Source organism: Aeromonas sp. S15(2024), assembly GCF_041402265.1.
In the GTDB taxonomy this organism is placed as follows: domain Bacteria; phylum Pseudomonadota; class Gammaproteobacteria; order Enterobacterales; family Aeromonadaceae; genus Aeromonas; species Aeromonas dhakensis.
The window spans coordinates 188,918-211,656 of the sequence record NZ_JBGLQY010000006.1; the positions used below are offsets into that span (position 1 = coordinate 188,918).

A 22,739-nucleotide genomic window follows, 5' to 3' on the forward strand; every position below is an offset into this window, starting at 1 on the left:
GACACTCCTTTGCAGATGAATGAACAAAAAGAGGGCCAGTCTAGCAGACCGGCCCTCCCTGGTGGCCATACCTCGGTGGTATGGCAGTGCGATTATTTGCTGTCGGTCACCGCGTTGCTGATGGCGGGCAACTGCTGGCGACGCACGCCCCAGATGATGAGCGCCAGTACCAGCAGGGGCAGCAAGGGATCCAGCCAGGTTCCGCCGGAGCCGAACAGCAGGTTGAGCAGGGCGACGCCGGTACCACCGATGGCCCAGGCGATGGTGGTCGGGATGGACCAGACGATCATCTGCTGTTTCACGTCCGAGATCCCCATCATGCGGTTGACCACCCAGAACAGGCTGTCGTTGAAGTAGCCGAAGAAGAGCGACCCCATGGTGGCGGCCTGGGCGGCCAGCAGCATGTTGACCCCGGGGATCTGCGCCAGGATGGGGGCGGAGATGGAGGCCGCCGTCACCATGGCCACGGTGCCGGATCCCTGGATGAGGCGCACCAGGGTCGCCACGATGAAGGGGATCAGGATGGGGGAGATGGGCAGCAGGGCGATCTGCTCGGCCAGCTGCTGGCCCGCGCCGCTGTCGCGCAGCACGGCCCCCAGCGCCCCGCCGGCCCCGGTCACCAGCAGTATGATGCCGGCGGATTGCAGCCCCTCCTCGAGGCGGGCGGCGGTGGCATGCCTGTCCATGTGCGGCACCAGGGTGTAGACCGCCAGCAGCACGCTGATGGCCAGCGCTATGATGGGGGTGCCGATGAAGTTGATGCCCTGCACCAGCGGGTTCGCCATCAGGCCGTCCATCCCCTCCAGGGTGGCGAGGGTGGTGAAGATGGCCTTGAGGAAGATGAGCACGATGGGCACCAGGATCGGCAGCAGTGACAGGGTCAGGCTCGGCAGGGTCTTGCCCTCCTTCTCCTTGAGGTACTGCTCATAGGTGACCTGCAGCTCGTCCGGGGTCTTTTGCACCTGCTGGGCAAACTCGGGGTACTTCTTGTCGAGCCACTGGGCGTAGAAGACGATGCCCACCACGCAGGGGATGGCCAGGGCCATGCCCATCAGCAGCATGGCGCCTATGTCCACCCCAAACAGGCCGGCCACGCCGAGCGGGCCCGGGGTCGGTGGCACAGTGTGGTGAGTCACCACCAGACCGCCCGCCAGCGCCACCCCCAGGGTGAGCAGGGAGCGCTTGCCGCTTTTCGCCAGCGCCTTGGCCACCGGATAGAGGATGACGAAGGCGGAGTCCACGAAGATGGGGATGCTGACGATGTAGCCGGTGATGGCCAGCGCCCACTCTTCACGCCGCTTGCCAAGCCACTTGATGAAGCTGTAGGCGATCTGCTCGGCGGCCCCCGACACCTCCAGCAGGCGGCCCATCATGACCCCCAGGCCGATGACGATGCCGATGCTGCCGAGGGTGGAGCCAAAGCCCTGGGTGATGACGGTGAGGGTCTTGTCGATGCTCATGCCACCGGTGATCCCGGCGATGCAGGCTGCCGCCAGCATGGCGATCAGGGCGTGCACCCGGGTGCGGATGACCAGAAACACCAGCACGAAGACGGCGATGATGAGACCTATGATGGGGGTTGGGATGTCGCTCATGATGCCTCCTGCATGTCATGGGTGATGAAGCTGTCGATGATCTCGGCAAACGTCCTGTCTGCCATGAAACCGAGGGCGGTGGCGCGCTGGTTGTCGATGCGTCCCGGCCAGCTGGCCACGATGCGCTCGATGGCGGGATCGGCGGCAAACTGCACCCGATCCCGCGCCGCCTGGCCGCCCGCCTGGGTCAGCGCCGTCAGCATCTCGCCGACGGTGACGCTGATGCCGGGCAGGTTGATGCTGCGGGCATCCCCCCTTGGCAGAGTGGCGGCCAGCAGGAAGTTGGCCACCACGGTGGCGGGGCTCGAGAGCCAGAGGCGCAGCTCCGGGCTCACCGGGCAGAGGGCGTTCTCTCCTTGCAGCGGCTCGCGGATGATGCTGCTGACAAACGACGAGGCGGCGCGGTTCGGCTTGCCAGGCCGCACGCAGATGGTGGGCAGGCGCAGCGCCAGGCCGTCAACGTAACCCTTGCGGCTGTAGTCGTTGACCAATAGCTCCCCCATCGCCTTCTGGGCACCGTAGGAGGAGGTGGGGGTCAGCGCCGTGCCATCGTTCACCAGCTCCGGCAGTGGGCCGCCGTAGACGGCCAGCGAGCTGGTGAAGATGAAACGAATACCCGGACGGGTGTGGCTGCACGCCTCCAGCAGGCTGCGGGTGGTGTCCAGATTGACCTGCCAGCCGAGATCGAAATCTTGCTCCGCGTGGCTGCTGACGATGGCGGCGAGGTGATAGACCACGGCGGTGCGTTCGCTGATGAGGGACTCGGCCACTCCGGGGGCGGTCAGATCCGCCTGCAGGCAGCGTACCCGCGGGTCGGCCAGGGCTGGTGGCGCCTGAATGTCCACCAGCAGCAGCTCGCTGAAAGGTAAGGAACTGTGCAACAGGGCACGGGCCAGCTTCTGTCCTAAAAAGCCGCCGCCGCCGGTGATGATGATCTGCATCTTGCTATCCTCAGACTCGTTCGTGTGTAGGGTCGTTATTGTTGTGCCAGCCAGGTCAGGCCTTGCCGGGTGTTGCCTCTGGGGTTGTATTCACAGCCGATCCAGTCGTGGTAGCCCGCCTGCTCCAGCACCTTGAACAGGTGCGGGTAGGCGATCTCCCCCTCGTCCGGCTCGTGGCGATCCGGCACCGAGGCGATCTGGACGTGGCCGATGGCCGGGCCCAGCTTGCCGATGAGACGGGTGAGATCTCCGTCCATGATCTGGGCGTGGTAGAGATCGAGCTGCACCCCCACGTTGGGCCTGTCTATCTCCTGCACCAGGGCCAGGGCGTCGAGCTGGTGGGCCAGGAAGTAGCCGGGTACATCCCGATCGTTGAGGGGTTCCAGCAGCACCTTGATGCCGTCTTCGGCCAGGAAGTCGGCGGCGAAGCGGATGTTGTCGATCAGGGTCTGGCGGTGGGCCGAGAGGCTATGAGCGGGGTCCACTATGCCGCTCATGGCGTGCACCTTGCTGCAACCGAGCGTCAGGGCGTAGTCGCGCACGCTTGGCAGATGGGCGCGAAATTCGGCCTCCCGCCCCGGGATGGCGGCCATGCCACGCTCCCCTGCCGCCCAGTTGCCCGGCGGCATGTTGAACAGTGCCTGGGTCAGACCGTGCAGTTGCAACTGGCGCCCCAGCTCGGCGGCTGGCCACTCATAGGGGAACAGGAACTCCACCGCGGCGAAGCCGGCCTCGCGGGCCGCCGCGAAGCGCTCCAGAAACGGCAGCTCGGTAAACAGCATGGTGAGGTTGGCGGCAAACTTGCTCATGATGTGATGCTCCTCAATGCGTTGTTTTTGTATCGGGTCAGAGGGACGGACCAGAGTTGGCTCAAGGCTTCAGACTCCTCAATTCGTTGATCTCGGGTTCGCTCAGGTAGCGGATCCGCTGGCCGTGCAGCAGCAGGGCGAGGCGGGCCGTCTCCTCCAGCTCCTCCATGTTGTTGACCGCGTCCACCAGATCCTTGCCGGTCACCACGGGGCCGTGGTTGGCCAGCAGGAAGGCGTTGCCTTCGGGGGCGCGGCGCCCCAGCTCCTCGGCGATGCGGGCATCCCCCGGCTTGTAGTAGGGAATGAGCGGCAGCTGGCCGACCCGCATCACGTAGTAGGGGGTGAAGGGGCGGATCACGTTGGCCGGATCCAGCCCCTCCAGGCAGGAGAGGGCGGTCAGGTGAGTGCAGTGCAGGTGCACCACGGCCTGGCACTCCGGCTTGTTGTGGTAGATGGCGAGGTGGAAGGCCACCTCCTTGGAGGGGCGATCGCCCCCCAGGTGCTCGCCACTCATGCTCACCCGGGCGAGACGCGCAGGATCGAGCCGGCCGAGGCAGGAGCCGGTCGGGGTGGCGAGCAGGGTGCCGTCCGGCAGTTTGGCGGAGAGGTTGCCGGCGCCGCCGGTGGCATAGCCTCGCTGGAAAAGGGATGCGCCCAGCATCACCATGGTGTCGCGCAGTGCCTGCTCAGTCATGGAAAAACTCCTGTGCCCGGCTGAAGAAGGTCTCGTCACCGAAGTTGCCCGATTTGAGGGCCAGCGAGAGAGGGGCGTCGGTGGCCCGCACCCAGGGCACGCCGGGGGCGATCTGCGGGCCTATGTGGAAGGCGGCGACGCCGAGGGCCTGGGTGACCCGGCTCGAGGTCTCGCCGCCGGCGATGATGAAGCTGTCTATGCCGGCGGCGCGCAGCAGCACGGCGAGGCGGGCAAAGCACTGCTCCACCGCCTCGCTCGCCGCGTCGCGGCCATGGCGGGCCTGGATCTCGGCCAGCCGAGCCGGACTGGTGGTGGCGTGGATCATGGGGGCGGGTGACAAAGGCTGATCCAGCACCCAGCGGGCCAGCTCGGCCGGGTAGTCGGCTTGCGTCAGGCAAGCGACCACGTCGAGGGCCAGTGCCGGCGCCACCTCCCGATAGCGGGCCACCTGGTGATTGGTCATCTCGGAACAGGAGCCCGACAGCACCACGGCGCGGGTGCCGAGCGGTCTTCCCGCGGCGAGGGCGGCGGCCGGATTGTTGTTGCCGAGCAACCTGGCCAGGCCGATGGCGAGCCCGGAACCGCCGGTCACCAGCGGCATCTCGATGGCGGCCGCGGCGATATCCAGCAGGTGCTGCTCGGTGAGGGTGTCGACCACGGCGTAACGCACACCAGCTTGTGTTAGCTGCTCGAAGGCGTCGGCAATGGCATCAGGGCCCTGCGCTATGGTGGTGAAGGGCACCAGTCCGGCGCGCCCTGAACCCTGCCCTTCCATCAGTCGCAACAGGTTGCTGTCGGTCATGGGGGTGATGGGGTGGTGACGCATGCCCGATTCGGCCAGCGGCTGGGCGCCGACAAACAGGTTGCCCTGATAGACGGTGCGACCGTTCACCGGCAGGGCCGGGCAGATCAGGGTGAATCGGCTCTCCAGTGCCGCCAGCAGGGCATCGGTGACCGGGCCTATGTTGCCGGCCGCCGTGCTGTCGAAGGTGGAGCAGTACTTCTGATAGATGCGCGGGCAGCCGCGCGCCTTGAGCCAGTCGAGGGCCGCCAGTGAGTCGCGTACCGCTTCGCCCGCCGGGCAGGAGCGGCTCTTGAGGCTGATCACCACCGCATCGATCCCGCTGAGATCCACCGCCGGCGGGATGCCGGCAAGCTGGAGGGTGGCGAGGCCGTTTTCCACCAGAAAACCGGCGATATCGGTGGCCCCGGTAAAGTCATCTGCAATCACGCCCAGTTTCATCGTGCCTCCTCCGTGCCTGGCAGGGTGATGCCGTCGAAGATCTTGATGACGGCGCTGTCATCCTCCTTGCCGTGGCCGGCGTTGCTGGCGGCGAGGAACATGTTGAGGGCGGTGCTCGCCAGCGGCAGCGGGAAGCGCAGCTCTCGCGCCGTGTCGGCCACCAGAGTGAGATCCTTGACGAAGATGTCCACCGCCGAGCGGGCCTGATAGTCGCCGGTCAGCACCCGGGCCATGCGGTTTTCGAACATCCAGGAGTTGCCGGCGGCGTGGGTCACCACGTCGTACATGAGATCGAGCGAGATGCCGGCCCGGCTGGCCAGTGCCATGGCCTCGGCGGCCACGGCGATGTGCACCCCGGCCAGCAACTGGTGAACGATCTTGACCGTGCTGCCCTGGCCCGGTTCGCTGCCGACCCGGTAGACCTTGCCGGCCACCGCATCGAGCACAGGAGCCAGCTTGTCGAAGGCGGCATCGGCGCCGGCGGCCATCACCGTCATCTCGCCGGCCTCGGCCTTGATGGCGCCGCCGGAAACGGGGGCGTCCAGCATCGGCAGCTCCAGCGCGGCCAGCTCGCGAGCCAAGCTTGCGGCCTCTTCTGCGGCGATAGTGGAGGAGATCATGATGCCGGTACCCGGTTTGAGATGTGCGGCGAGGCCGTGCTCGCCAAACAGGATCTTGCGCACCTGATTGGCGTTGACCACCAGCAGCAACACCGCATCGAGCGTCTCCGCCAGGGGGCGGGCATCAGCCATGACGGCGGCGGCACCGGCCTGTTGCAGCCGGTTGCGCGCCTCTGCATTGAGATCGATGCCGTAGGTGGTGAGCCCGGCCCGCAGGCAGGAGCGGGCGGCGCCCATGCCCATGGCGCCCAGGCCGATGACGGCAACGTGATAGGGTCTGCTCATCTGTCAGTTCCTCGATTACAACGAATGAACCGATAGTAGGGGTTTGTGGTGGTGAAATATCAGGCAGATGTCACAAAATTTAACTTAGGTGGTGTTAATTTTTGTTATTTTAAACGAGATGGAGCCGATTGAGTGACTTTTGTGGCGGTTTGGATGTGATTTGTTGTGAATTGTGAGCCTTGATTTGCTTTTTTATCAAAATTTCCCATCCCGCTGGGGTAACATGGGTGCTCGTTTTAGCGTTACGGATTGCCCATGATCCCCGTAGAGAGACAGCAACAGATCCTGCACCTGCTGGCCGAGCGCGGTGCCGTCAGCATCACGGAACTGACCGAACGGCTGCAGGTATCCCACATGACCATCAGGCGCGATATCCAGAAGCTCGAAGAGCAGGGGCGAGTCCTCTCGGTGTCGGGGGGCGTGAGCCTCTCCGAGCGGATCAAGAGCGAGCCCTCCCACGCCACCAAGCGCAGCCTGATGCAGGAGGCGAAGCTCGCCATTGCGCACAGTGCCGCGGCGCAGGTGGCCGCGGGCAGCTCCGTCTATCTGGATGCGGGTACCACCTCCCTCGAGCTGGCCCGCGAGCTGGCGCCGCGGGAAGACTTGATGATAGTGACCAACGATTTCATGGTGTGCGCCTACCTGATCGAGCACGGCCGTGGCCGCCTCTACCACACCGGCGGGCAGGTCATTCGGGAGAACCAGTCCTGCGCCGGCGAGGCGACCGCCCACTTCCTGCGCAATCTGCACCTTGATGTGGCCTTCTTGTCGGCCTCCTCCTGGGATGCCCTGGGGATCTCCACTCCCAGCGAGCAGAAGGTGCCGGTCAAGCGCGCCGTGGTGGAGGCTGCAGCGACCCGAATACTTATCTGCGACTCCTCCAAATACGGCAAGGTGGGTACCTTCAACGTGGTGGGCTGGGAAGCAATCGATCAGGTCATCAGCGACGGGCAACTGCCCGAGAGTGCGCGCGAGGTGCTGGCCCAGCACGGTGTCAGGCTCACGTTGGTTCCGCTGGGAGGGGATGCACACTATTCCACTGAGCTGGCAGGCTAGTCCAGGCTGGGTCGGTGGCGACGGGCTGCCGACGCACCCGCCATCGGCCGAACGGCGGCCTTGGCCAAAAACGAGCAAGGGGTTGGCATCATGATGATGCCAACCCCTTGTTTTATATGGCGTTCCCGACTGGAGTCGAACCAGTGGCCTGTCCCTTAGGAGGGGACCGCTCTATCCTGCTGAGCTACGGGAACCTTGTGGCCGGCATTATACAAGAAGCGGCTCCCTTTTAAACCCTTGATTCTTATTCCAATACTGCCAGATCGCCGATCTGGATGTTAAACGGCGAATATTTGTTCTGGCTGCTGATGATGGCGCCATCCTCGAATACCTGCACCACTTCGAACAGGCCGTCGGCCGGGTTGCGCAGCATGCGTGCCTTGCCATAGGGATCGATGAAATCGGCATCGTGCTGGATGCGGAACTGATCCCCAAGCCGGACGCCGTTGCGGCGGCCGAGATTGATGTAGGGACCGCGCTCGTTCTGGCTGACCACCCGGGCGGTAACCGGGGCGCAGCTGAGCTGGGCCACCAGATCCTGCACCGCCTCCTGCAACTGGTAGTTGACCTCCTGGCCGTAGCTCGACTGCCAGAACTGGCCGCTGCTGCTGCCCACCTGATCGCGCTTGGCGAAGGTCCAGTTGGCCCGGCCCTGGTACTCCTTGCGGCCGAGCAGGCTGCCGTTGATGCCGTCGAACAGATAGAGCTGCATGCGAAAGTTGCGAATGGGGTCTTCATACCAGCTGGTCAGCTGGTTGCCCTGCGGCTCGAGGGAGAGATCGTCGATGCTGCCGAGCACCAGGTACTGGCTGTCGGTGCGCAGGCTGAGCGCCTTGATCTCCTCGAGGGCGCTGCGATCCCCCTGCTGCAGGTGGAGCGGGTCGATGCGCAGGTTTTCGTCCAGCCACTGGCGCACGGCCACCCCTTGCGGCGCGCTGGCCAGCGCCTCGAACATGCGGCGTGACAGGTTGGCGGGCATGTCGTCGAGGGCGCCGTAGCTCGCCTGCTCTGGGTAGCGCAGCCGCAGCCGCACCAGCGTCAAATCCTTGGCGTAGTGCTGGGTCTGGCAGATCTGGCGCTCGGCCTGGATGTCGGCCATCACTGTGATGTACATGCGGCCGTTGCGCACCTCTTCCCGCTTGAGCCGGTACTGGCGAATGTCGCCGCCGGAGCGGATCTGGATCTGCTCGGAGCGCAGGCTGCCGTTTTCCAGGCGCTGGATGCTGGAGACGGCGGCGCCGCTCGCCAGCAGAGCCTGCCGCAGGGCATCGCGGGTTGCCTGCTCGCGGGCGTAGACCTCGTCCCCACCCAGGATGGCGGCACTGCCCTGCGCCTCGATGATCTCGGCCCGCGCCGACAGACTGGCCAGCAGCAGGGTTAACAGCAGCGGTAATTTCATGACAAACACCTTGAATATGCGGGTCGGCGCGATTCACCCCTGTCGAAGTGAGGTCGCCGGCCGATACAGATCACAGAGCCGTGCCGGTTGCACAGCACACCGCGAATATTTAGCAAGATCCATGCCTCATTCCCGGCTCAAGCTTTGGCCGGTCGAACCGATAACAAATCAGGTGCAGATACAGGAAAGGTATCCATGAACAAACTCATCACGGCGTTGGCGCTCGCTCTGGCATTGGCCGGTTGCGGCACCGACCCCATCAACCGGGATCTGGGTGATCCGCGCCAGGCGGCGCAGGGGATGGAACTCAACTGGCTGGTGGCTCGCATGACCGATCAGCTGATGGAGCGCAAGTCGCTCACTACCCTAACCGAGCCCATTGCGGTCGCCTCCTTCGTCGATCTCGATACCCTGCAGGACACCAACTGGATGGGTCAGCAGATCGAGGAGAGTTTTATCTACGAGCTCAACCGGCGTGGTGAGGTGGTGGTGGACTTCAAGCTGACTGGCAGCATCAAGGTCACCCCGCAGGGGGATTTCGTGCTGAGCCGCAACTACAAGGACCTCTCTCCCCGGTTGCCCATCTCCCGCATCCTGGTCGGCACCTTCAGCCGCAACAGCAAGGGGATCCTGGTCAACGCCCGCATCATCGACCTGCGTACCAAGATGGTGGAGACCACGGCCCAGAGCATGATCCCGCAGAAATACCTGTTCGGTGCCAACAATTCGTTTGGCCGGGCCTCGATCAACCGCGGTTACCTGATGCGTGACAGCCAGGCGCGTCCCGGCGGCCATCTGGTCAACCTGACGCCCTGACAAGGAGTAGACGCAATGAGAATCCTGTTCGGATGCCTGCTGGCCCTGCTGCTGACGGCGTGCAGCGGCGGCAATCGGGTGGTCAACTACGGCGGCAACAACAAGCCGGATGATTTCCCGGTGCTCAAGGCGGTCGGCTACGCAGTGATCGACATCCAGCCCGGCCCCTCCCAGTCCGAGAAGATGCTGCAGGCCATCCGCGCCTCCAAGATGGATGCCTACCGCGAGCTGGCCGAGCAGCTCAACGGCCAGCAGGTGCGTGGCCAGAGCAGCTACAAGGACCTGACCCAGACCTCCAACTCGCTGGACGTGTCGGTGGCCGGCATGGTACGCGGCGCCAGGGTGGTGGCCTCCTATCCCCGCGGCAACACCTATGCCACCGAGATGGAGCTCGATACTCGCGCCCTCTACAACATCAATCAGCTGATGGCTGGCCAGTTCTGACGGCCTGCCCGCAGCGAATGGACGACAAAAAGGCGACCACGCAGGGTCGCCTTTTTCATGGGCGGTGTCGGCCGGCAGATACCCGGGCCGGCCCAACCTTGGTGGATCAGCCGCCCATCAGCACCGGCGGCACTGTGGTCGGCTTGACGTCTTCGCTCGGGTAGCAGCCCAGCACCTTGATGTAGCGGGTGATCTTGGTCAGCTCCATCAGTGCGGCCTGCATGGACGGGGTGTTGAGGTTGGCGGAGACATCCAGGTAGAACATCTCCTCCCACGGGTTGCCCTGCACCGGCCGGGATTCCAGCTTGGTCATGTTGATCTCGTTGTTGCGCAGCACCAGCAGCGCCTCCACCAGCGAGCCCGGCTTCTGGGAGGTGGACATGATGAGGGTGGTCTTGGCCGGGATCTGCGGTGCCACGTCGATGGGCTTGCGCGCCACCACGATGAAGCGGCTGTAGTTTTCCTTCTGGTTGGCCAACTGCTCGGCCAGCACGTCCAGCCCATACAGCTCGCCGCCAGCTGCGCTGCCGATGGCAGCCGCCTCCGGGCTTGCCAGTTCCTTCACCTTCATCATGGCGCTGGAGGAGGAGTCGCAGATCTCGTGGCGCGCCCCTTCCAGCTTGCTGAGGTAATGGGAGCACTGCTGGAACACCTGCGGGTGGGCGTAGAAGGTCTTGATGCGGGACAGCTCGGTGGGCACGGCGGTGAGGATGCAGTGCTCGATGGGGTAGGTGAGCTCACCGACGATGGAGAGGCTGGTGTGCTGCATCACGTCGTACACCTCGTTGATGGAGCCCGAGCTGGTGTTCTCGATGGGCAGCACGCCGAAGGCGGCACGGCCCGACTCCACCGCATCCAGCACCTCGCGGAAATTCTGGCAGTTCACCTCGATCACCTGATCCTTGTAGCGGGCCAGGTACTTGCGGGCGGCGAGGCTGGAGTAGGAACCGCGCGGCCCCAGATAGGCGACGCTGGTCATCGGCTCCTGCTGCTCCGGGTTGAGCAGGCTCTGCAGATAGGCCTGCTGGGAGAGCACCGAGTCTTCGATGATGGTGTGATAGATGCGGGTGATGTACTGGGCATCCAGCCCCAGTCCGCGCCCTTTCTGGATCAGGGCGACCAGCAGATCCTGCTCGCGCTGGGGATCGCGGATCGGGCGCGGGTTGGCCTGCTTGGCGCGGGCGACCTCGATGCTGAGGGTCTTGCGTTTGGCCAGCAGGGCGAGCAGCTCCTGATCCAACTGGGTGATGTCTTGTCTGATCTCGTCGAGCGTTGCCATGATGGTTCCCTATCCAAGTAATCGATTGTGGTGGCTGCAAAAAAAAACCTCCGCTAGGGGAGGCTCGATTCGTCTTTGCTTTCTGTTTACGCGAGTGCTTCACGTGACGACTGGCCTTCCCTCATGAGGGCCGGATAAACGAGAAAGCAAAAAAGAATGGTGCGTGCATGAGTGTGTCCTTGAGGTAACGCCATAAGCATTAAGGGATTTGACCGTGCGATGCAAGTAAAACTTGCCCGTGGGTGGCGAACGGGGCAGGGTAGGGGCGTGAGCCTGCGGGGGCAGATGCGTGTCGGATGGACCCGCTTGCCGTCGCAATGATGCAGAGAGCTGGAGGTGAGAATGGCGATTATTTTCGATCTGGGACGAGTGGTGGTGAGCTGGGATCCGGTCGGTATCGTACGCTCGGTACGGGGGCCGCATGGGGCGGAGCAGCTGGCGGAGCAACTGTTCAACCATGGCGACTGGCTGGAAGTGGACCGAGGGACCCTGTCGCTGCACACCATGGCCCGTCAGGCGCAGGCGCGAACCGGCCTGTCGACGGCGGAGAATTTGGCCATTTTGCAGGCGGTGCCGCCATCCCTTGTGCCGGATCCCGCTATGCTGAGCCTGATAGAGGCACTGCACGGGGAGGGGCACACCCTCTACGCACTCTCCAACATGGGCCATGCTAGCATCGACTGGCTGGAGCAACATCAGGATTTCTGGCGCTTCTTCAGCGGCAAGGTGGTATCGGCAAGGGTACGGATGATGAAGCCGGAGCCGGATATCTATCGCTATCTGCTGGTGTCGTTCGATCTGCGGGCCGAGCAGTGTCTGTTCATCGATGACAGCCCGGCCAACGTGGCCGCTGCACAGACGCAGGGGATCGGCGGCCTGGTGTTTACCGATGCATACAGTTGTCGCCAGCAGCTGGTGGCACAGGGTTACCTGCCGGCCTGAGCGGGCGGGAACGCGGGGTAAGTTATAGAACACGGCAGGTTTCGCAATTGGCTCAGTCACTATCCGGATGCGGGGCTGCTGATCGCCTGTCTGGATGGCAGCGGTTATCAGCTCTGTGTCGAGGTGGATGGGGAGATGCAGTGCCTCACCGACAGCGAGGGGGGCAGGTTGACGTTCGCCTCCCTCGAGCAGGCTGAGGGTTTTCTGCGCATGCACCAGGTTCATCAGGCGAAACTGCGGATTTATGACACTCAACTGGATGAATATGATGATAATTGGTATGAAATAATCATTAAATTCTAGTTTATCCGCATTCTTTAAGGGTTTATTCAGGATTATTGCTGCACAATGGCGCCCAATTCATCATCCGGTGCCGTTGTTATGGATGCCAATATCGTTGTGCTGAATCGAGGATACGATCAGACCTTTCAGACCAGGGAGCAGTCGCTTATCGAGACCCTGGCTGGCTACGGCGAACTGGCGGTCTCCTTCTCCGGTCGACTGGAGTCCTGCTACAGCATGGATCTGTGCCGCGCCAGCGGCATCCGGATCCGCGCCATCACCCTGGACAGCCCGACCCGCAGCCGCAAGGAAGTGGCGCGTGCCAAACGTTACTGCCAGCGTTACGGCATCGAGCAGCGGGTCATCAAGACCGATGAGATGATTTTCTGCGATCACCTGCGCCACCTCAACGAGGTGATCGATCCGGTGCGTTACATCTGTCACCTCACCGCGCTGGAAACCGACTGGAGTCACCTGCCCATGCTGCTGCCGGCGCCGGTCGAGGAGCTGCGGGAGTATCTGCGCCGCTTCGGCAGCCTGCCGGACAACACCCTCTGGCTGTTCGCCAAGCAGGGCATGACCCACAGGGACTTTCGCTACGGCTTCAACAAACGTCAGCTGGGACGCTGGGGCAAGAGCGCCCATGGCTGCCTGAGCCACCGCTTCTCCGATCCCGAGCTGGTGGATCGCCGTCATCTGCGGATGGTGGACATGGCGGAGCAGATGCTGGCCGACATGGGGCTGGAGGAGGCGCAGGTGTTTTTCCATACCCTGGGCGATCGGGCCACCACCCTGGCCCGGGTACGGCTACCGGCCCGGTTGCGAGCCCGAGCATTCGATCTGCAGCCGGATATCCTCACCGCCCTCAAGAGCACGGCGTTCGATCTGGTGACCCTGGACATGATGCCGGCGGAGGAGCGTCAGGAGCTGGTGGTCTAGGCAACCGAGGGCAGGAACGTGAGTGCGGTCATAGGCAAGGTGCGGCGGACTCTTTATACTGACGCCCTTTTCCATCGACGCGAGTCATCACCCTATGAAACCCTTGTCCCGTCTGCTGGTTGCCCTCTGCTTGTCGCCCCTGCTGGCACAGGCTGCCCCGCTCACCCAGGTGACCCTGCCGGATGGTCGCCAGGTGCAGCTCAACGATGACTTCACCTGGGAATATCTGCTGCTCAAGCCCGCCGCCGACGGCAGCGCGGTGCAGGGCACGGTGGCCGTGCCGGTGCTGACCGAGCAGGCGATGAACAACCCGGATCTGCTGGCCCAGGCCGTCAAGGACGGGATCGGCGTCAAGCTCGCCAAGCTGGAAGGCTCGGATCCCCTGCAACTGCAATTCATGGTGAGCAACACCGGCACCCGCAACGTGGTGCGGGTGCGCGGCAGCATCACCCTGTTCAGCGAGCAGGGGGCCCAGCTGGCCAAGCAGGAGGCCCGCTTCTGGGTCGGCGAGAACCGTCTGCCGGAGTCCTATCTGCGCAAGGGGCAGCAGCGCCCCTCCATGGTGCTGGAGGTGCCGCGCCCGGCCGGTCTGACCGGCAAACCCCTGGTGCGGGTCGAGATTGAGGAAGTGGAGTTCCGCTGATCCCTCATGCAGCAGGCTCCTTCGTGGAGCCTGTCTTGATTGTTAACCCGGTAACCGCCAGCAACAGTTGCTTACATCTGACATGGTTTGGCAACAGCTTGCCGCTCGGCATTTCTCCCCGTCCTCTGCACAATGACCCCATTCCAGCTAGGTCTCAACTAGCTCAACGATGGAGTCATCAAAATGAAAAAAGTTGCACTTTCTGTTCTGGTTCTGGCCGGTTTCGCTTCTACTTCCGCTCTGGCTGAGGATGCCTTCAGCTACGCCAAAGGCGGTCTGACCTGGGCGCACACCAAGTCCGACTACATTGGCGGCAAAGATAGCAACAACCGCGACTTCGGCGGTCTGAACCTGGATCTCTCCAAGAGCTTCGGTTCCAACTTCTACGGTCGTCTGGGCAGCGAGTACACCTCCCGCAACAGCGGCAACGACAGCATGGGCATCTCCAGCCTGGGTCTGGGTGTCTACACCCCGCTCAGCACAGGTCTGAACCTGTATGGGGAAGCGGGCCTGATGGGCTATACCATGGAGCGTCAGGTGGCTGCCAACGTGAAAGACAGCGGCTGGGACGTCATCACCCGCAAGAACAGCGGCAGCATGTACGGTGAGGCCGGCCTGCGCTACGACATCGGCGCCGTCGAACTCTCCACCGCCTACCGCTACGCCAACATGACCGACGACATGCACGATTTCAAAGTGGGCGCTGCCTACAAGGTGAGCCAGAACCTGGCCCTCACCGCCGACTACACCTATCGTAAGTGGGATCTGCAACAGGGTTCCATCACCAGCCTGGGTGTGAAGTACAGCTTCTAATCATCCTTCCTGTAGTGTCTTCATTTTTACCCATGACTTCGGTCATGGGTTTTTTCATTTCCGGTTGATCCACCCTTCACCCTTGCGCCGTATCAGTCCGCAATAGTTATACAACTTCCGTTTTTTTGTATAACTGCTATAACTGATTCAGACTTATACAAGGAGTGATGACATGTACAAGATCAAGGTTGGTATCAGCGCCTGCCTGCTGGGGCAGGAGGTTCGGTTCGACGGGGGCCACAAGCGTTCCAGTTTCTGCGAGCGGGATCTCGGTGCCCACTTTGACTATCACCCCGTCTGTCCCGAGATGGCCATTGGCCTCGGGGCACCCCGCGCCGCCATCCGGCTGGTGAAGCGTAACGGCGAGATCCGTGCCGAGGCGAGTAACGGCAGCTTCGATGTCACTGACCAGCTCATCGCCTTCAGTGAGCAGAAGGCGCGCCAGCTCGACTTCATCTCCGGCTACATCCTCTGCGCCAAATCCCCCAGCTGCGGCATGGAGCGGGTGCGCATCTATGGCGCCAACAACGAGGGGAGTGCCAAGGAGGGGGTCGGCCTGTTTGCCAAGGCGCTGATGGAGGCCAATCCCCTGCTGCCGGTGGAGGAGGATGGCCGCCTGTGCGATCCCATCCTGCGGGAAAACTTCGTGCTGCGGGTCTTTGCCTACCACGACTGGCAGCAGCTCTGCGCGCGCGGCATCACCGCCTCTGCGCTGATCCGCTTCCACTCTCGCTACAAGTACCTGGTGCTCTCCCACGCCACCACCCACTACCGTGCGCTCGGCAAGCTGCTTGGCAACCTGGCCAGGGCCGACCTGCAGCAGGTGGCCGACAGCTACATCAAGGGGCTGATGGCGGCGCTGACCCTGCGGGCCAACCGGCGCAGTCACACCAATGTGCTGATGCACCTGCAGGGCTACTTCAAGCGGGTGCTGACCCCGGCCCAGAAGCAGGAACTGTGCGACACCATCGACAAGTACCGTACCGGCGTCTTTCCGCTGCTGGTGCCGCTCACCCTGATCCGCCACTACCTGCGCGAGTACCCCAATCCCTATCTCGCCGAGCAGGTGTACCTCAATCCCCATCCCGACACGCTGAAACTGCGCTACGGGCTCTGAATATCCTGTGCAGGCCCCGGCGGATGGCCGGGGCCTCTCCCTCAACCTTTGCTGGATGCCGTTATGTCTGATTTACCGCACGCCGCTTCTCCTTCGCCGGAGGAGGGGATCTACCCCATTCGCGAGGTCTCCCGCCTCACCGGCGTCAACGCCGTGACCCTGCGTGCCTGGCAGCGCCGCTACGGGCTGGTGCAACCGGCCCGCACCGAGAAAGGCCACCGCCTCTACAGCGAGCAGGACATTCGCCAGATCGGCGAGATCCTGAGCTGGCTGGAGCGGGGGGTGAGCATCGGGCAGGTGAAGGGGCTCCTGAGCGAACCCCAGGCCCAGCCGGTGAGCGATCACTGGCAGCAGACCCTGGAGCAGTTCAGTCAGGCGCTGCTTGCCTTCAACCAGCGCAAGGCGGAGGCAGAGCTCAACGACCTGCTGGCGAGCTATCCGTTCGAGCTGGTGCGCAGCCGGGTACTGCAACCCTTGGTGGAGCGGCTGCTCGGGCTGTGGCGCGAGCGGCCCGATGGCGAACTGCTGCAACAGGTGTGGCTGGGCTGGCTGCATACCCGCTTCGCCCGCCACCTCATCGAGCAGGAGAAGGGCGTACCGGTCACCCTGGCGAGCTGGGGACAAGTGGGCCCGCTCGATCTGGTCTGGGCCGCCTACGAGCTGATCGGTCAGGGCCATGAGGTGCAACTGCTGGGGGCGGTGGAGCCGCGCCATGCCAGCCTGCTGGAGGGGCGCGCCGTCACCCCCTGGCTGGTGTTGATGGGGGCCGGCCTTGGCAAGCAGGAGCTGGCTGCCGACTGGCCCGCCGCTACCCGCTTCTTTGGCGAGCTGGGGCGCCTCTACGATGGTGAGTGGCTGCAAGCCCATGGTTGGCAGGCGAGCCTTGCCGAGGTGATGGCAGACATGCCTGCGGCGGCAGGTGCCGGCGGACGCGGGAGGAAAAAATCATGAAGCTGGTCTGGTTTCGCAATGATCTGCGCCTGGCCGATAACCCGGCCTTGCGTCACGGTTGCGCCAATGATGAACCGGTCGCCGCGCTCTTTATCATCTCTCCCACCCAGTGGCGGCAGCACAAGCTGGCCCCCGTTCGTCAGCGTTTTCTACTGGCCCAGGTCGATGCGCTGGGCCGCGAGCTGGCGGCGCTCGGCATCCCGCTCCATCTGCTGCGGGTTGAAACTTTTGCAGAGGTGCCGGCGGCGCTGGCAGATCTTGGCCGCGAGCTGGGGGTAACCCAGCTCTACGCCAATCAGGCCATCGAGATCGACGAGCTGCGCCGGGATCAGGCCGTCACCGCCGCGCTGGCAGAACAGGGGATTGGTTGTCACTGGTTCAACGGCTGCTGCGTATTGCCGCCCGGGCGGGTGCTGACCGGCTCTGGCGAGATGTTCAAGGTCTTCACCCCCTTCAGCCGTGCCTGGCTCAAAGCCCTCGACGAGGATGGTTTCGCCATTCATCGGGTGCCTACACCCCGTGGGGAGCCGTTGCCGTGGCAGCCGCTGGCCGAGCGGGACTTCGTCGATGCCGCCCTTGGCGAGCTGACGGCGGACCCCCGTTGGCCGGTGGGGGAGGCCGAGGCCAGCCGCCGTCTGAATGACTTTCTGGAGCAGGCGGTGCTCGACTATGGCGAGACCCGGGATTTTCCTGCCATCGCGGGTACCTCCGTGCTCTCCCCCTATCTGGCGGCCGGCATCATCAGCCCGCGCCAGTGCGTGGCGGCGCTCCAGCAGCGGCTTGGCTACCGGCCCCAGTCCAAGGTCCAGCCCGGTTTTGTCTGGCTCAATGAGCTCATCTGGCGTGAGTTTTATCGCCACCTGCTGGTGCTGATCCCGACCCTCTCCATGAATCGCCCCTTCAAACCGGAGACGGCGGCCCTGCCGTGGAGCTGGGATCCGGATGCCTTCACCGCCTGGTGTGAGGGACGTACCGGCTACCCCATCGTCGATGCGGCGATGCGCTGCCTCAACGCCACCGGCTGGATGCACAACCGGCTGCGGATGATAGTGGCGAGCTTTCTCACCAAGGATCTGCACATTCACTGGCGGCTCGGGGAGGATTACTTCATGAGCCGGCTCATCGACGGCGATCTGGCGGCCAACAACGGCGGCTGGCAGTGGGCGGCAGGCACCGGGGCCGATGCGGCGCCCTATTTCCGGGTGTTCAACCCCACCACCCAGGGGCAACGATTTGATCCGCAAGGGGAGTTCATTCGTATCTGGGTCTCTGAGCTGGCTGATCTGCCTGCCGCCTATCTGCACCAGCCCCACGACTGGTTGCGGCTCAAGGGGCGGCACGATTATCCGGCCCCCATGGTGGATCACGCCGTTGCCCGGGTGAGAGCCATCGAGATGTTTCGCGCCCTGGAGAAATAGCATGGATGAGTCGCTGGCCCGCTTTGTGGCCCTCTATCAGCAGCTAAACCGAGATGAGTTGCACCGTTTGCCCGAGGTCTATGCAAGCGAGGTGATCTTTACCGACCCAGCTCACCGCATCGAGGGGCTGGCGGCGCTCACTGACTATTTTTCCGCTCTCTATCAGCGCCTGGCCTACTGCCGTTTCGTCATCACCAGCCAGCTGCAGCAGGGGCGCCAGGCCTGGCTCGGCTGGACCATGACCTTCTCTCACCCCAGATTGCGTGGTGGTGCGCCGGTGACGGTGGAGGGGGCGACCCGCCTCGAGTTCGACGAGACGGGCAAGGTGTGCCTGCATCGCGACTACTTTGACCTTGGCGCCATGCTCTACGAGCAGTTGCCGCTGCTTGGGTCCGTGGTGCGCACCATCAAGGGGAGGCTGGGCGCATGAGCGGCCGGGTGCTGATCACCGGCGCCACCTCCGGCATCGGCTTTCAGCTGGCGCTCGATTATCGGCGCGCAGGCTGGCAGGTGTGGGGTTGTGGTCGCGATGGCGAGCGGCTGCTGGCACTGGGGCGCCACGGCATCACGCCGCTGCAGTTTGACGGGCGCTCTGCAAACGCCGTGAGCGAGGCGGCCGCCGGCTTGCCATGGATCGACCTGCTGATCCTCAATGCCGGCAACTGCGAGTACATGACGGTGGACGAGGGGTTTGACGGCGCCCTGTTTGCCCGGGTCATCGAGACCAACCTCGTTGCCACCGGCCACGCCCTAGCCGCCTTTTTGCCGCTGCTGGGGGCAGGCGGACGCCTTGCCATCGTCAGCTCCTCGGTGAGCTGGTTGCCGCTGCCCAGGGCCGAAGCCTATGGTGCCTCCAAGGCGGCCCTCGACTATCTGGCGGATACCTTGCGCCTGGATTTGGCCGGCAAAGGGATCGGTGTGACCCTGATCCGCCCCGGCTTTGTGCAGACGCCGCTCACCGCCAAAAATGATTTTCCCATGCCCTGTCTGGTGACAGTGGAAGAGGCTTCCCGCGCCATCATGAACGGGCTCGCCGCCGGTCGCCACCAGATCCACTTTCCCCGCCGCTTCATCTGGCTGCTGCGCCTGCTCGGTGCGCTGCCGACGGGGCTCTGGCTGCGCCTTGGCCGCGCACTCGTATCGAAAGGACGCCCTTCATGAAGAAAAAGATCGCCATCGTCGGCTCCGGCATTTCAGGCCTCACCGCCGGTTTCCTGCTCCACAAGCTGCACGACATCACCCTGTTCGAGGCGGCGCCGACCCTGGGTGGCCACACCGCCACGGTCGATGTGGAGCAGGCGGGGCGCCGCTATGCCATCGATACCGGCTTCATCGTCTTCAACGATCGCACCTACCCCAACTTCCTGAGACTGCTTGAACGGATCGGGGTAGCGCGCCAGCCGGCCGAGATGAGCTTCTCGGTGAAAAGCCCGCAGGGGCTGGAGTATAACGGCCACAACCTCGACACCCTGTTTGCCCAGCGCAGCAATCTGTTGAGCCCGCGCTTCTACGGCTTCGTCGCCGAGATCCTGCGCTTCAACCGGGAGGCGCGGGCCTGGCTGGTGGATGGACAACAGCAGGGGGAGGGCCTCGAGCTGACCCTGGGGGATTTTCTGCAGGTGGGTGAGTTCAGCGACTACTTCGCCCGCCACTACATCTTGCCGATGGGAGCCGCCATCTGGTCATCGACCCTGGCCGATATGCGCGTCTTCCCCTTGAGCTTCTTTCTGCGCTTTTTCGCCAACCACGGCCTGCTCGAGGTGGCCAATCGCCCCCAGTGGTATGTGATCCCGGGTGGCTCGCGGGAATACATAGGCCCGCTGACGGCCGGCTGGCAGGCAAACATTCGCCTGGCCTGCCCGGTGCAGGGGATCCGGCGTCAGGCGGACGGGGTGCTGATCCAGAGCAGCCATGGCGAGGAGCGGTTTGACGAGGTGATCCTCGCTTGTCACAGCGATCAGGCGCTGGCATTGCTGGCGGACCCGGGCGAGCGGGAGCAGGCCATTCTCGGCGCCATGCCCTATCAGGCCAACGATGTCTGGTTGCACACCGATGCCTCCTGCCTGCCGGTGCGGCGCAAGGCATGGGCCAGCTGGAACTATCAGCTGGGGGAGGATGACGGGGCGCGGCCGCTGGTGAGCTACAACATGAACATCTTGCAGGGGGTGAGCTCGCCAGAGCCCTTCTGTGTCAGCCTCAATCCGCAAGGCAAGGTAGACGAGAGCAAGGTGCTGCGCCGCTTCGTCTATCACCATCCGGTGTTCAATCAGGCCTCCATCGCCGCCCAGCAGCGGCGGGCCGAGATTTGCGGCCAGCAACACACCCACTTCTGCGGCGCCTACTGGTACAACGGCTTTCACGAAGACGGGGTGCGCAGCGCCCTGGACGTGGCCAGGCGCTTCGGGGCCGAGCTATGAAGGATGCAGTCCTGGCAGGCCAGGAGGCGAGTGCCGAGGCCATGACCGGCCCCCTCAGCGCCATCTGGCAGGGGTCGGTGCGCCATCGCCGCTTCGCACCGCGCGCCCATGCCTTCTCCTACAACCTCTTCATGCTGGGGCTGGATCTCGACGAGCTGCCACAACTCGATCGCGGGCGCTGGTTCGGGGTGGAGCGAGCAGGGCTGCTCTCGTTTCACCGTGACGACTACCTGCGTGGCAGCGAGGGGCCTCTCAAGCAGGCGGTGTGGCAGAAGGTGAGTGAACTGGGTGGCGATGCCGAACCCGAGGGGCGGGTGCTGCTGCTTGGCAACGTGCGTTGCCTCGGTTTCTACTTCAGCCCGGTCAACTTCTACTTCTGCTACCGGCAGGGGGATGCACGCTATCTGCTGGCGGAGGTGTCGAATACCCCCTGGAACGAGCGTCACTACTACCTGCTGGATCTGGCGGCGCTGGCCCCCCACGACAAGGATTTTCACGTTTCCCCCTTCATGGGGCTGGCGATGCGCTACCACTGGCGCATTCGCCCGCCCGCGCAGGAGACACTGATCCACATCGAGAGCCACCCCGTATCCGGTGAAGCCAAGCTGTTTGACGCCACCCTGGCGCTGCGCCGGGCGCCGCTGTCGTGCAAGGGGTTGGCGGCCCTGCTGGTCCGCTGGCCCTGGATGACCATGAAGGTGCTGCTCGGGATCTACTGGCAGGCCCTGCGTCTTTTTATCAAACGAACTCCCATTTTCACCCATCCGGAGAGCCGCTAATGGAACTTGTGCAATCAACCCTCTCTGCCTCTTTCATCGACAAGGGGGCCAGGCAACTGCTGCTCAATCTGCTGGGGCGCCTCGAACATGGCCAGCTGTTGCTGCGGGATGGCGCTGAGCGCCACAGCTTTGGCGTGGCGGGCACCGATCTGCACGCCGAGCTGGTGGTGCAGGATCCCGCTTTCTACCGCCGCCTGTTACTGGGGGGCAGCATCGCCGCCGGGGAAACCTGGGTGGAGGGGCTTTGGACCAGCCCGGATCCGGTGGCTCTGGTGCGCTTGCTGGCCCGCAACCTGCCGCTGCTCGACTCCCTTGAGCGGCGTTTGGGCTGGCTCAGCTTCCCGTTCAACAAGGTGCGTCACTGGCTTAACCGCAATACCCTGACCGGGTCGCGCTCCAACATCGCCGCCCACTACGATCTCGGCAATACCCTCTATCAGGGTTTTCTCGACAGCCATATGCAGTACTCGAGTGCCATCTATCCCCATGCCGAGGCCAGCCTGGAAGAGGGGCAACAGGCCAAGCTGCGTACCATCTGCGAGCGGCTGGCACTTGGGCCTGAGGATCATCTGCTGGAGATCGGCACCGGCTGGGGCGGCCTCGCCATCTATGCAGCCCGTCACTACGGCTGCCGGGTGACTACCACCACCATCTCCCGGGCCCAGCACGATTACGCCAAGGAGTGGATTGCGCGGGAGGGGCTGGGGGATCGCATCAGCTTGCTGCTGGAGGACTACCGCAAGCTGGAGGGCACTTACGACAAGCTGGTCTCCATCGAGATGATCGAAGCGGTGGGCCACGCCTTCCTGCCGGACTATTTCCGCCAGCTGTCGCGGCTGCTCAAACCCGGTGGCCGCCTGCTCATCCAGGCCATCACCATCGCCGATCAACGCCATGCCCAGTACCTGCGCGGGGTTGATTTCATCCAGCGTTACATCTTCCCCGGTGGCTGCCTGCCGAGCGTCTCCCAGATGGCGAGTCTGCTGGCGCGCGAGACCGACATGCAACTGGTGCGGCTGCACGATCACGGCCACCACTACGCCCGCACGCTGGCTGATTGGTGCGAGCGCTTCCTGGCGCTGGCGCCCGAGCTGCCGGCTCTCGGTTACAGCCAGGACTTCATCCGGCTGTGGCACTTCTATTTTGCCTACTGCGAGGGGGGATTCTGGGAGCGCACCATCAGCCTGGTGCAGCTGGAAGCGGCCAAACCGGGCCCACTCGGCTGGAGTGGAGATCTGCCCGTCGACGGTCGCTGAC

24 protein-coding genes, 1 tRNA gene and 1 other annotated feature are annotated in these 22,739 nt (G+C 63.9%); of the genes, 16 read left to right on the forward strand and 9 right to left on the reverse strand.

Annotated features, from left to right (window positions below; genetic code table 11):
• Positions 1 to 92: 92 nt before the first annotated feature.
• The 6 genes from ACB033_RS14435 to ltnD form a co-directional block, all read right to left on the reverse strand.
• The gene (locus ACB033_RS14435) at positions 93 to 1,595 is read right to left on the reverse strand and encodes a GntP family permease (RefSeq protein ID WP_268027100.1); all 1,503 of its coding nucleotides are present in this window, start codon (positions 1,593 to 1,595) and stop codon (positions 93 to 95) included.
• A complete protein-coding gene (gene denD / locus ACB033_RS14440) occupies positions 1,592 to 2,536 on the reverse strand; it encodes a D-erythronate dehydrogenase (RefSeq protein WP_139725317.1) in 945 nt (314 codons plus the stop codon). Before denD ends, ACB033_RS14435 begins: the two co-directional genes overlap by 4 nt.
• A 35-nt stretch (positions 2,537 to 2,571) precedes the next feature.
• Entirely contained in the window at positions 2,572 to 3,345 is a 774-nt protein-coding gene (gene otnI / locus ACB033_RS14445; RefSeq protein WP_139725319.1) for a 2-oxo-tetronate isomerase, read from the reverse strand.
• Positions 3,346 to 3,406: 61 nt separating this feature from the next.
• Positions 3,407 to 4,039 carry an aldolase gene (locus ACB033_RS14450; protein WP_017779202.1) on the reverse strand — a complete coding sequence of 211 codons (633 nt, stop codon included), beginning with the start codon at positions 4,037 to 4,039 and terminating at the stop codon, positions 3,407 to 3,409.
• Positions 4,032 to 5,282 carry a 3-oxo-tetronate kinase gene (gene otnK / locus ACB033_RS14455; RefSeq protein ID WP_371140568.1) on the reverse strand — a complete coding sequence of 417 codons (1,251 nt, stop codon included), beginning with the start codon at positions 5,280 to 5,282 and terminating at the stop codon, positions 4,032 to 4,034. The genes ACB033_RS14450 and otnK overlap by 8 nt, the downstream gene beginning before the upstream one ends.
• Positions 5,279 to 6,187 (reverse strand): L-threonate dehydrogenase, encoded by a 909-nt coding sequence (gene ltnD / locus ACB033_RS14460; RefSeq protein WP_095593257.1) that lies wholly within the window; start codon positions 6,185 to 6,187, stop codon positions 5,279 to 5,281. Before ltnD ends, otnK begins: the two co-directional genes overlap by 4 nt.
• Positions 6,188 to 6,442: 255 nt before the next feature.
• Here ltnD and ACB033_RS14465 point away from each other — a divergent pair, with 255 nt between their 5' ends.
• The gene (locus ACB033_RS14465) at positions 6,443 to 7,243 is read left to right on the forward strand and encodes a DeoR/GlpR family DNA-binding transcription regulator (protein WP_017763931.1); all 801 of its coding nucleotides are present in this window, start codon (positions 6,443 to 6,445) and stop codon (positions 7,241 to 7,243) included.
• A 117-nt stretch (positions 7,244 to 7,360) separates the two neighbouring features.
• On the opposite strand, the gene ACB033_RS14470 is transcribed toward ACB033_RS14465, so the two are convergent.
• Positions 7,361 to 7,437: transfer RNA gene (locus ACB033_RS14470), tRNA-Arg, on the reverse strand.
• A 50-nt stretch (positions 7,438 to 7,487) separates the two neighbouring features.
• Positions 7,488 to 8,642, reverse strand: a complete 1,155-nt coding sequence (locus ACB033_RS14475; protein WP_025202107.1) for a flagellar assembly protein FlgT — start codon at positions 8,640 to 8,642, stop codon at positions 7,488 to 7,490.
• A gap of 195 nt (positions 8,643 to 8,837) precedes the next feature.
• Between ACB033_RS14475 and ACB033_RS14480 the strand changes: the two genes are divergently transcribed.
• Together ACB033_RS14480 and ACB033_RS14485 are read left to right on the forward strand one after the other, a co-directional pair.
• Positions 8,838 to 9,458, forward strand: coding sequence for a FlgO family outer membrane protein (locus tag ACB033_RS14480; protein WP_005303721.1), 621 nt, complete (start codon positions 8,838 to 8,840; stop codon positions 9,456 to 9,458).
• A 15-nt stretch (positions 9,459 to 9,473) separates the two neighbouring features.
• Entirely contained in the window at positions 9,474 to 9,902 is a 429-nt protein-coding gene (locus ACB033_RS14485; protein WP_005303718.1) for an LPP20 family lipoprotein, read from the forward strand.
• 106 nt (positions 9,903 to 10,008) lie between these two features.
• On the opposite strand, the gene pheA is transcribed toward ACB033_RS14485, so the two are convergent.
• Positions 10,009 to 11,181: a prephenate dehydratase gene (gene pheA / locus ACB033_RS14490; RefSeq protein ID WP_017763932.1), complete on the reverse strand. Its 1,173-nt coding sequence runs from the start codon at positions 11,179 to 11,181 to the stop codon at positions 10,009 to 10,011.
• 38 nt (positions 11,182 to 11,219) lie between these two features.
• Positions 11,220 to 11,354 (reverse strand) — a sequence feature (Phe leader region).
• 169 nt (positions 11,355 to 11,523) lie between these two features.
• On the opposite strand from pheA, the gene ACB033_RS14495 reads away from it, so the two are divergent.
• From ACB033_RS14495 to ACB033_RS14555, 13 genes are all read left to right on the forward strand, one after another.
• Positions 11,524 to 12,123: an HAD family phosphatase gene (locus ACB033_RS14495; RefSeq protein ID WP_005303711.1), complete on the forward strand. Its 600-nt coding sequence runs from the start codon at positions 11,524 to 11,526 to the stop codon at positions 12,121 to 12,123.
• A gap of 24 nt (positions 12,124 to 12,147) precedes the next feature.
• Positions 12,148 to 12,426, forward strand: coding sequence for a DUF6482 family protein (locus ACB033_RS14500; RefSeq protein WP_005303707.1), 279 nt, complete (start codon positions 12,148 to 12,150; stop codon positions 12,424 to 12,426).
• Positions 12,427 to 12,471: 45 nt separating this feature from the next.
• Positions 12,472 to 13,344: a hypothetical protein gene (locus ACB033_RS14505; protein ID WP_017784403.1), complete on the forward strand. Its 873-nt coding sequence runs from the start codon at positions 12,472 to 12,474 to the stop codon at positions 13,342 to 13,344.
• Between the two features lie 94 nt (positions 13,345 to 13,438).
• Positions 13,439 to 13,987 (forward strand): DUF3157 family protein, encoded by a 549-nt coding sequence (locus tag ACB033_RS14510; protein WP_005303701.1) that lies wholly within the window; start codon positions 13,439 to 13,441, stop codon positions 13,985 to 13,987.
• Between the two features lie 183 nt (positions 13,988 to 14,170).
• Entirely contained in the window at positions 14,171 to 14,800 is a 630-nt protein-coding gene (locus tag ACB033_RS14515; RefSeq protein ID WP_010634840.1) for an outer membrane beta-barrel protein, read from the forward strand.
• A gap of 172 nt (positions 14,801 to 14,972) precedes the next feature.
• The gene (locus ACB033_RS14520; RefSeq protein ID WP_054544253.1) at positions 14,973 to 15,917 is read left to right on the forward strand and encodes a DUF523 and DUF1722 domain-containing protein; all 945 of its coding nucleotides are present in this window, start codon (positions 14,973 to 14,975) and stop codon (positions 15,915 to 15,917) included.
• A 63-nt stretch (positions 15,918 to 15,980) separates the two neighbouring features.
• Entirely contained in the window at positions 15,981 to 16,868 is an 888-nt protein-coding gene (locus ACB033_RS14525; RefSeq protein ID WP_139725351.1) for a MerR family transcriptional regulator, read from the forward strand.
• Positions 16,865 to 18,286, forward strand: a complete 1,422-nt coding sequence (gene phrB, locus ACB033_RS14530) for a deoxyribodipyrimidine photo-lyase (protein ID WP_139725352.1) — start codon at positions 16,865 to 16,867, stop codon at positions 18,284 to 18,286. The genes ACB033_RS14525 and phrB overlap by 4 nt, the downstream gene beginning before the upstream one ends.
• A 1-nt stretch (position 18,287) precedes the next feature.
• Positions 18,288 to 18,716: a nuclear transport factor 2 family protein gene (locus ACB033_RS14535; RefSeq protein ID WP_017784408.1), complete on the forward strand. Its 429-nt coding sequence runs from the start codon at positions 18,288 to 18,290 to the stop codon at positions 18,714 to 18,716.
• Complete coding sequence (locus ACB033_RS14540; protein WP_139725353.1) at positions 18,713 to 19,447, forward strand: SDR family NAD(P)-dependent oxidoreductase; 735 nt, start codon at positions 18,713 to 18,715, stop codon at positions 19,445 to 19,447. The genes ACB033_RS14535 and ACB033_RS14540 overlap by 4 nt, the downstream gene beginning before the upstream one ends.
• Positions 19,444 to 20,703, forward strand: a complete 1,260-nt coding sequence (locus tag ACB033_RS14545) for an NAD(P)/FAD-dependent oxidoreductase (RefSeq protein ID WP_099359035.1) — start codon at positions 19,444 to 19,446, stop codon at positions 20,701 to 20,703. Before ACB033_RS14540 ends, ACB033_RS14545 begins: the two co-directional genes overlap by 4 nt.
• Positions 20,700 to 21,482 carry a DUF1365 domain-containing protein gene (locus ACB033_RS14550; protein WP_139725354.1) on the forward strand — a complete coding sequence of 261 codons (783 nt, stop codon included), beginning with the start codon at positions 20,700 to 20,702 and terminating at the stop codon, positions 21,480 to 21,482. Before ACB033_RS14545 ends, ACB033_RS14550 begins: the two co-directional genes overlap by 4 nt.
• Entirely contained in the window at positions 21,482 to 22,738 is a 1,257-nt protein-coding gene (locus ACB033_RS14555) for a cyclopropane-fatty-acyl-phospholipid synthase family protein (RefSeq protein ID WP_139725355.1), read from the forward strand. Before ACB033_RS14550 ends, ACB033_RS14555 begins: the two co-directional genes overlap by 1 nt.
• Position 22,739: the final 1 nt, after the last annotated feature.

Bases quoted from the DNA above. Each gene is read 5' to 3' on its own strand.
- ACB033_RS14475 (WP_025202107.1), bottom strand. From the start codon at position 8,642: ATGAAATTACCGCTGCTGTTAACCCTGCTGCTGGCCAGTCTGTCGGCG.
- ACB033_RS14520 (WP_054544253.1), top strand. From the start codon at position 14,973: ATGTACAAGATCAAGGTTGGTATCAGCGCCTGCCTGCTGGGGCAGGAG.
- denD (WP_139725317.1), bottom strand. From the start codon at position 2,536: ATGCAGATCATCATCACCGGCGGCGGCGGCTTTTTAGGACAGAAGCTG.
- ACB033_RS14480 (WP_005303721.1), top strand. From the start codon at position 8,838: ATGAACAAACTCATCACGGCGTTGGCGCTCGCTCTGGCATTGGCCGGT.
- ACB033_RS14535 (WP_017784408.1), top strand. From the start codon at position 18,288: ATGGATGAGTCGCTGGCCCGCTTTGTGGCCCTCTATCAGCAGCTAAAC.
- ACB033_RS14435 (WP_268027100.1), bottom strand. From the start codon at position 1,595: ATGAGCGACATCCCAACCCCCATCATAGGTCTCATCATCGCCGTCTTC.
- ACB033_RS14540 (WP_139725353.1), top strand. From the start codon at position 18,713: ATGAGCGGCCGGGTGCTGATCACCGGCGCCACCTCCGGCATCGGCTTT.
- ltnD (WP_095593257.1), bottom strand. From the start codon at position 6,187: ATGAGCAGACCCTATCACGTTGCCGTCATCGGCCTGGGCGCCATGGGC.
- pheA (WP_017763932.1), bottom strand. From the start codon at position 11,181: ATGGCAACGCTCGACGAGATCAGACAAGACATCACCCAGTTGGATCAG.
- ACB033_RS14515 (WP_010634840.1), top strand. From the start codon at position 14,171: ATGAAAAAAGTTGCACTTTCTGTTCTGGTTCTGGCCGGTTTCGCTTCT.
- ACB033_RS14495 (WP_005303711.1), top strand. From the start codon at position 11,524: ATGGCGATTATTTTCGATCTGGGACGAGTGGTGGTGAGCTGGGATCCG.
- otnI (WP_139725319.1), bottom strand. From the start codon at position 3,345: ATGAGCAAGTTTGCCGCCAACCTCACCATGCTGTTTACCGAGCTGCCG.
- ACB033_RS14555 (WP_139725355.1), top strand. From the start codon at position 21,482: ATGGAACTTGTGCAATCAACCCTCTCTGCCTCTTTCATCGACAAGGGG.
- phrB (WP_139725352.1), top strand. From the start codon at position 16,865: ATGAAGCTGGTCTGGTTTCGCAATGATCTGCGCCTGGCCGATAACCCG.
- ACB033_RS14485 (WP_005303718.1), top strand. From the start codon at position 9,474: ATGAGAATCCTGTTCGGATGCCTGCTGGCCCTGCTGCTGACGGCGTGC.
- ACB033_RS14550 (WP_139725354.1), top strand. From the start codon at position 20,700: ATGAAGGATGCAGTCCTGGCAGGCCAGGAGGCGAGTGCCGAGGCCATG.
- ACB033_RS14510 (WP_005303701.1), top strand. From the start codon at position 13,439: ATGAAACCCTTGTCCCGTCTGCTGGTTGCCCTCTGCTTGTCGCCCCTG.
- ACB033_RS14505 (WP_017784403.1), top strand. From the start codon at position 12,472: ATGGCGCCCAATTCATCATCCGGTGCCGTTGTTATGGATGCCAATATC.
- ACB033_RS14450 (WP_017779202.1), bottom strand. From the start codon at position 4,039: ATGACTGAGCAGGCACTGCGCGACACCATGGTGATGCTGGGCGCATCC.
- ACB033_RS14525 (WP_139725351.1), top strand. From the start codon at position 15,981: ATGTCTGATTTACCGCACGCCGCTTCTCCTTCGCCGGAGGAGGGGATC.
- ACB033_RS14465 (WP_017763931.1), top strand. From the start codon at position 6,443: ATGATCCCCGTAGAGAGACAGCAACAGATCCTGCACCTGCTGGCCGAG.
- otnK (WP_371140568.1), bottom strand. From the start codon at position 5,282: ATGAAACTGGGCGTGATTGCAGATGACTTTACCGGGGCCACCGATATC.
- ACB033_RS14545 (WP_099359035.1), top strand. From the start codon at position 19,444: ATGAAGAAAAAGATCGCCATCGTCGGCTCCGGCATTTCAGGCCTCACC.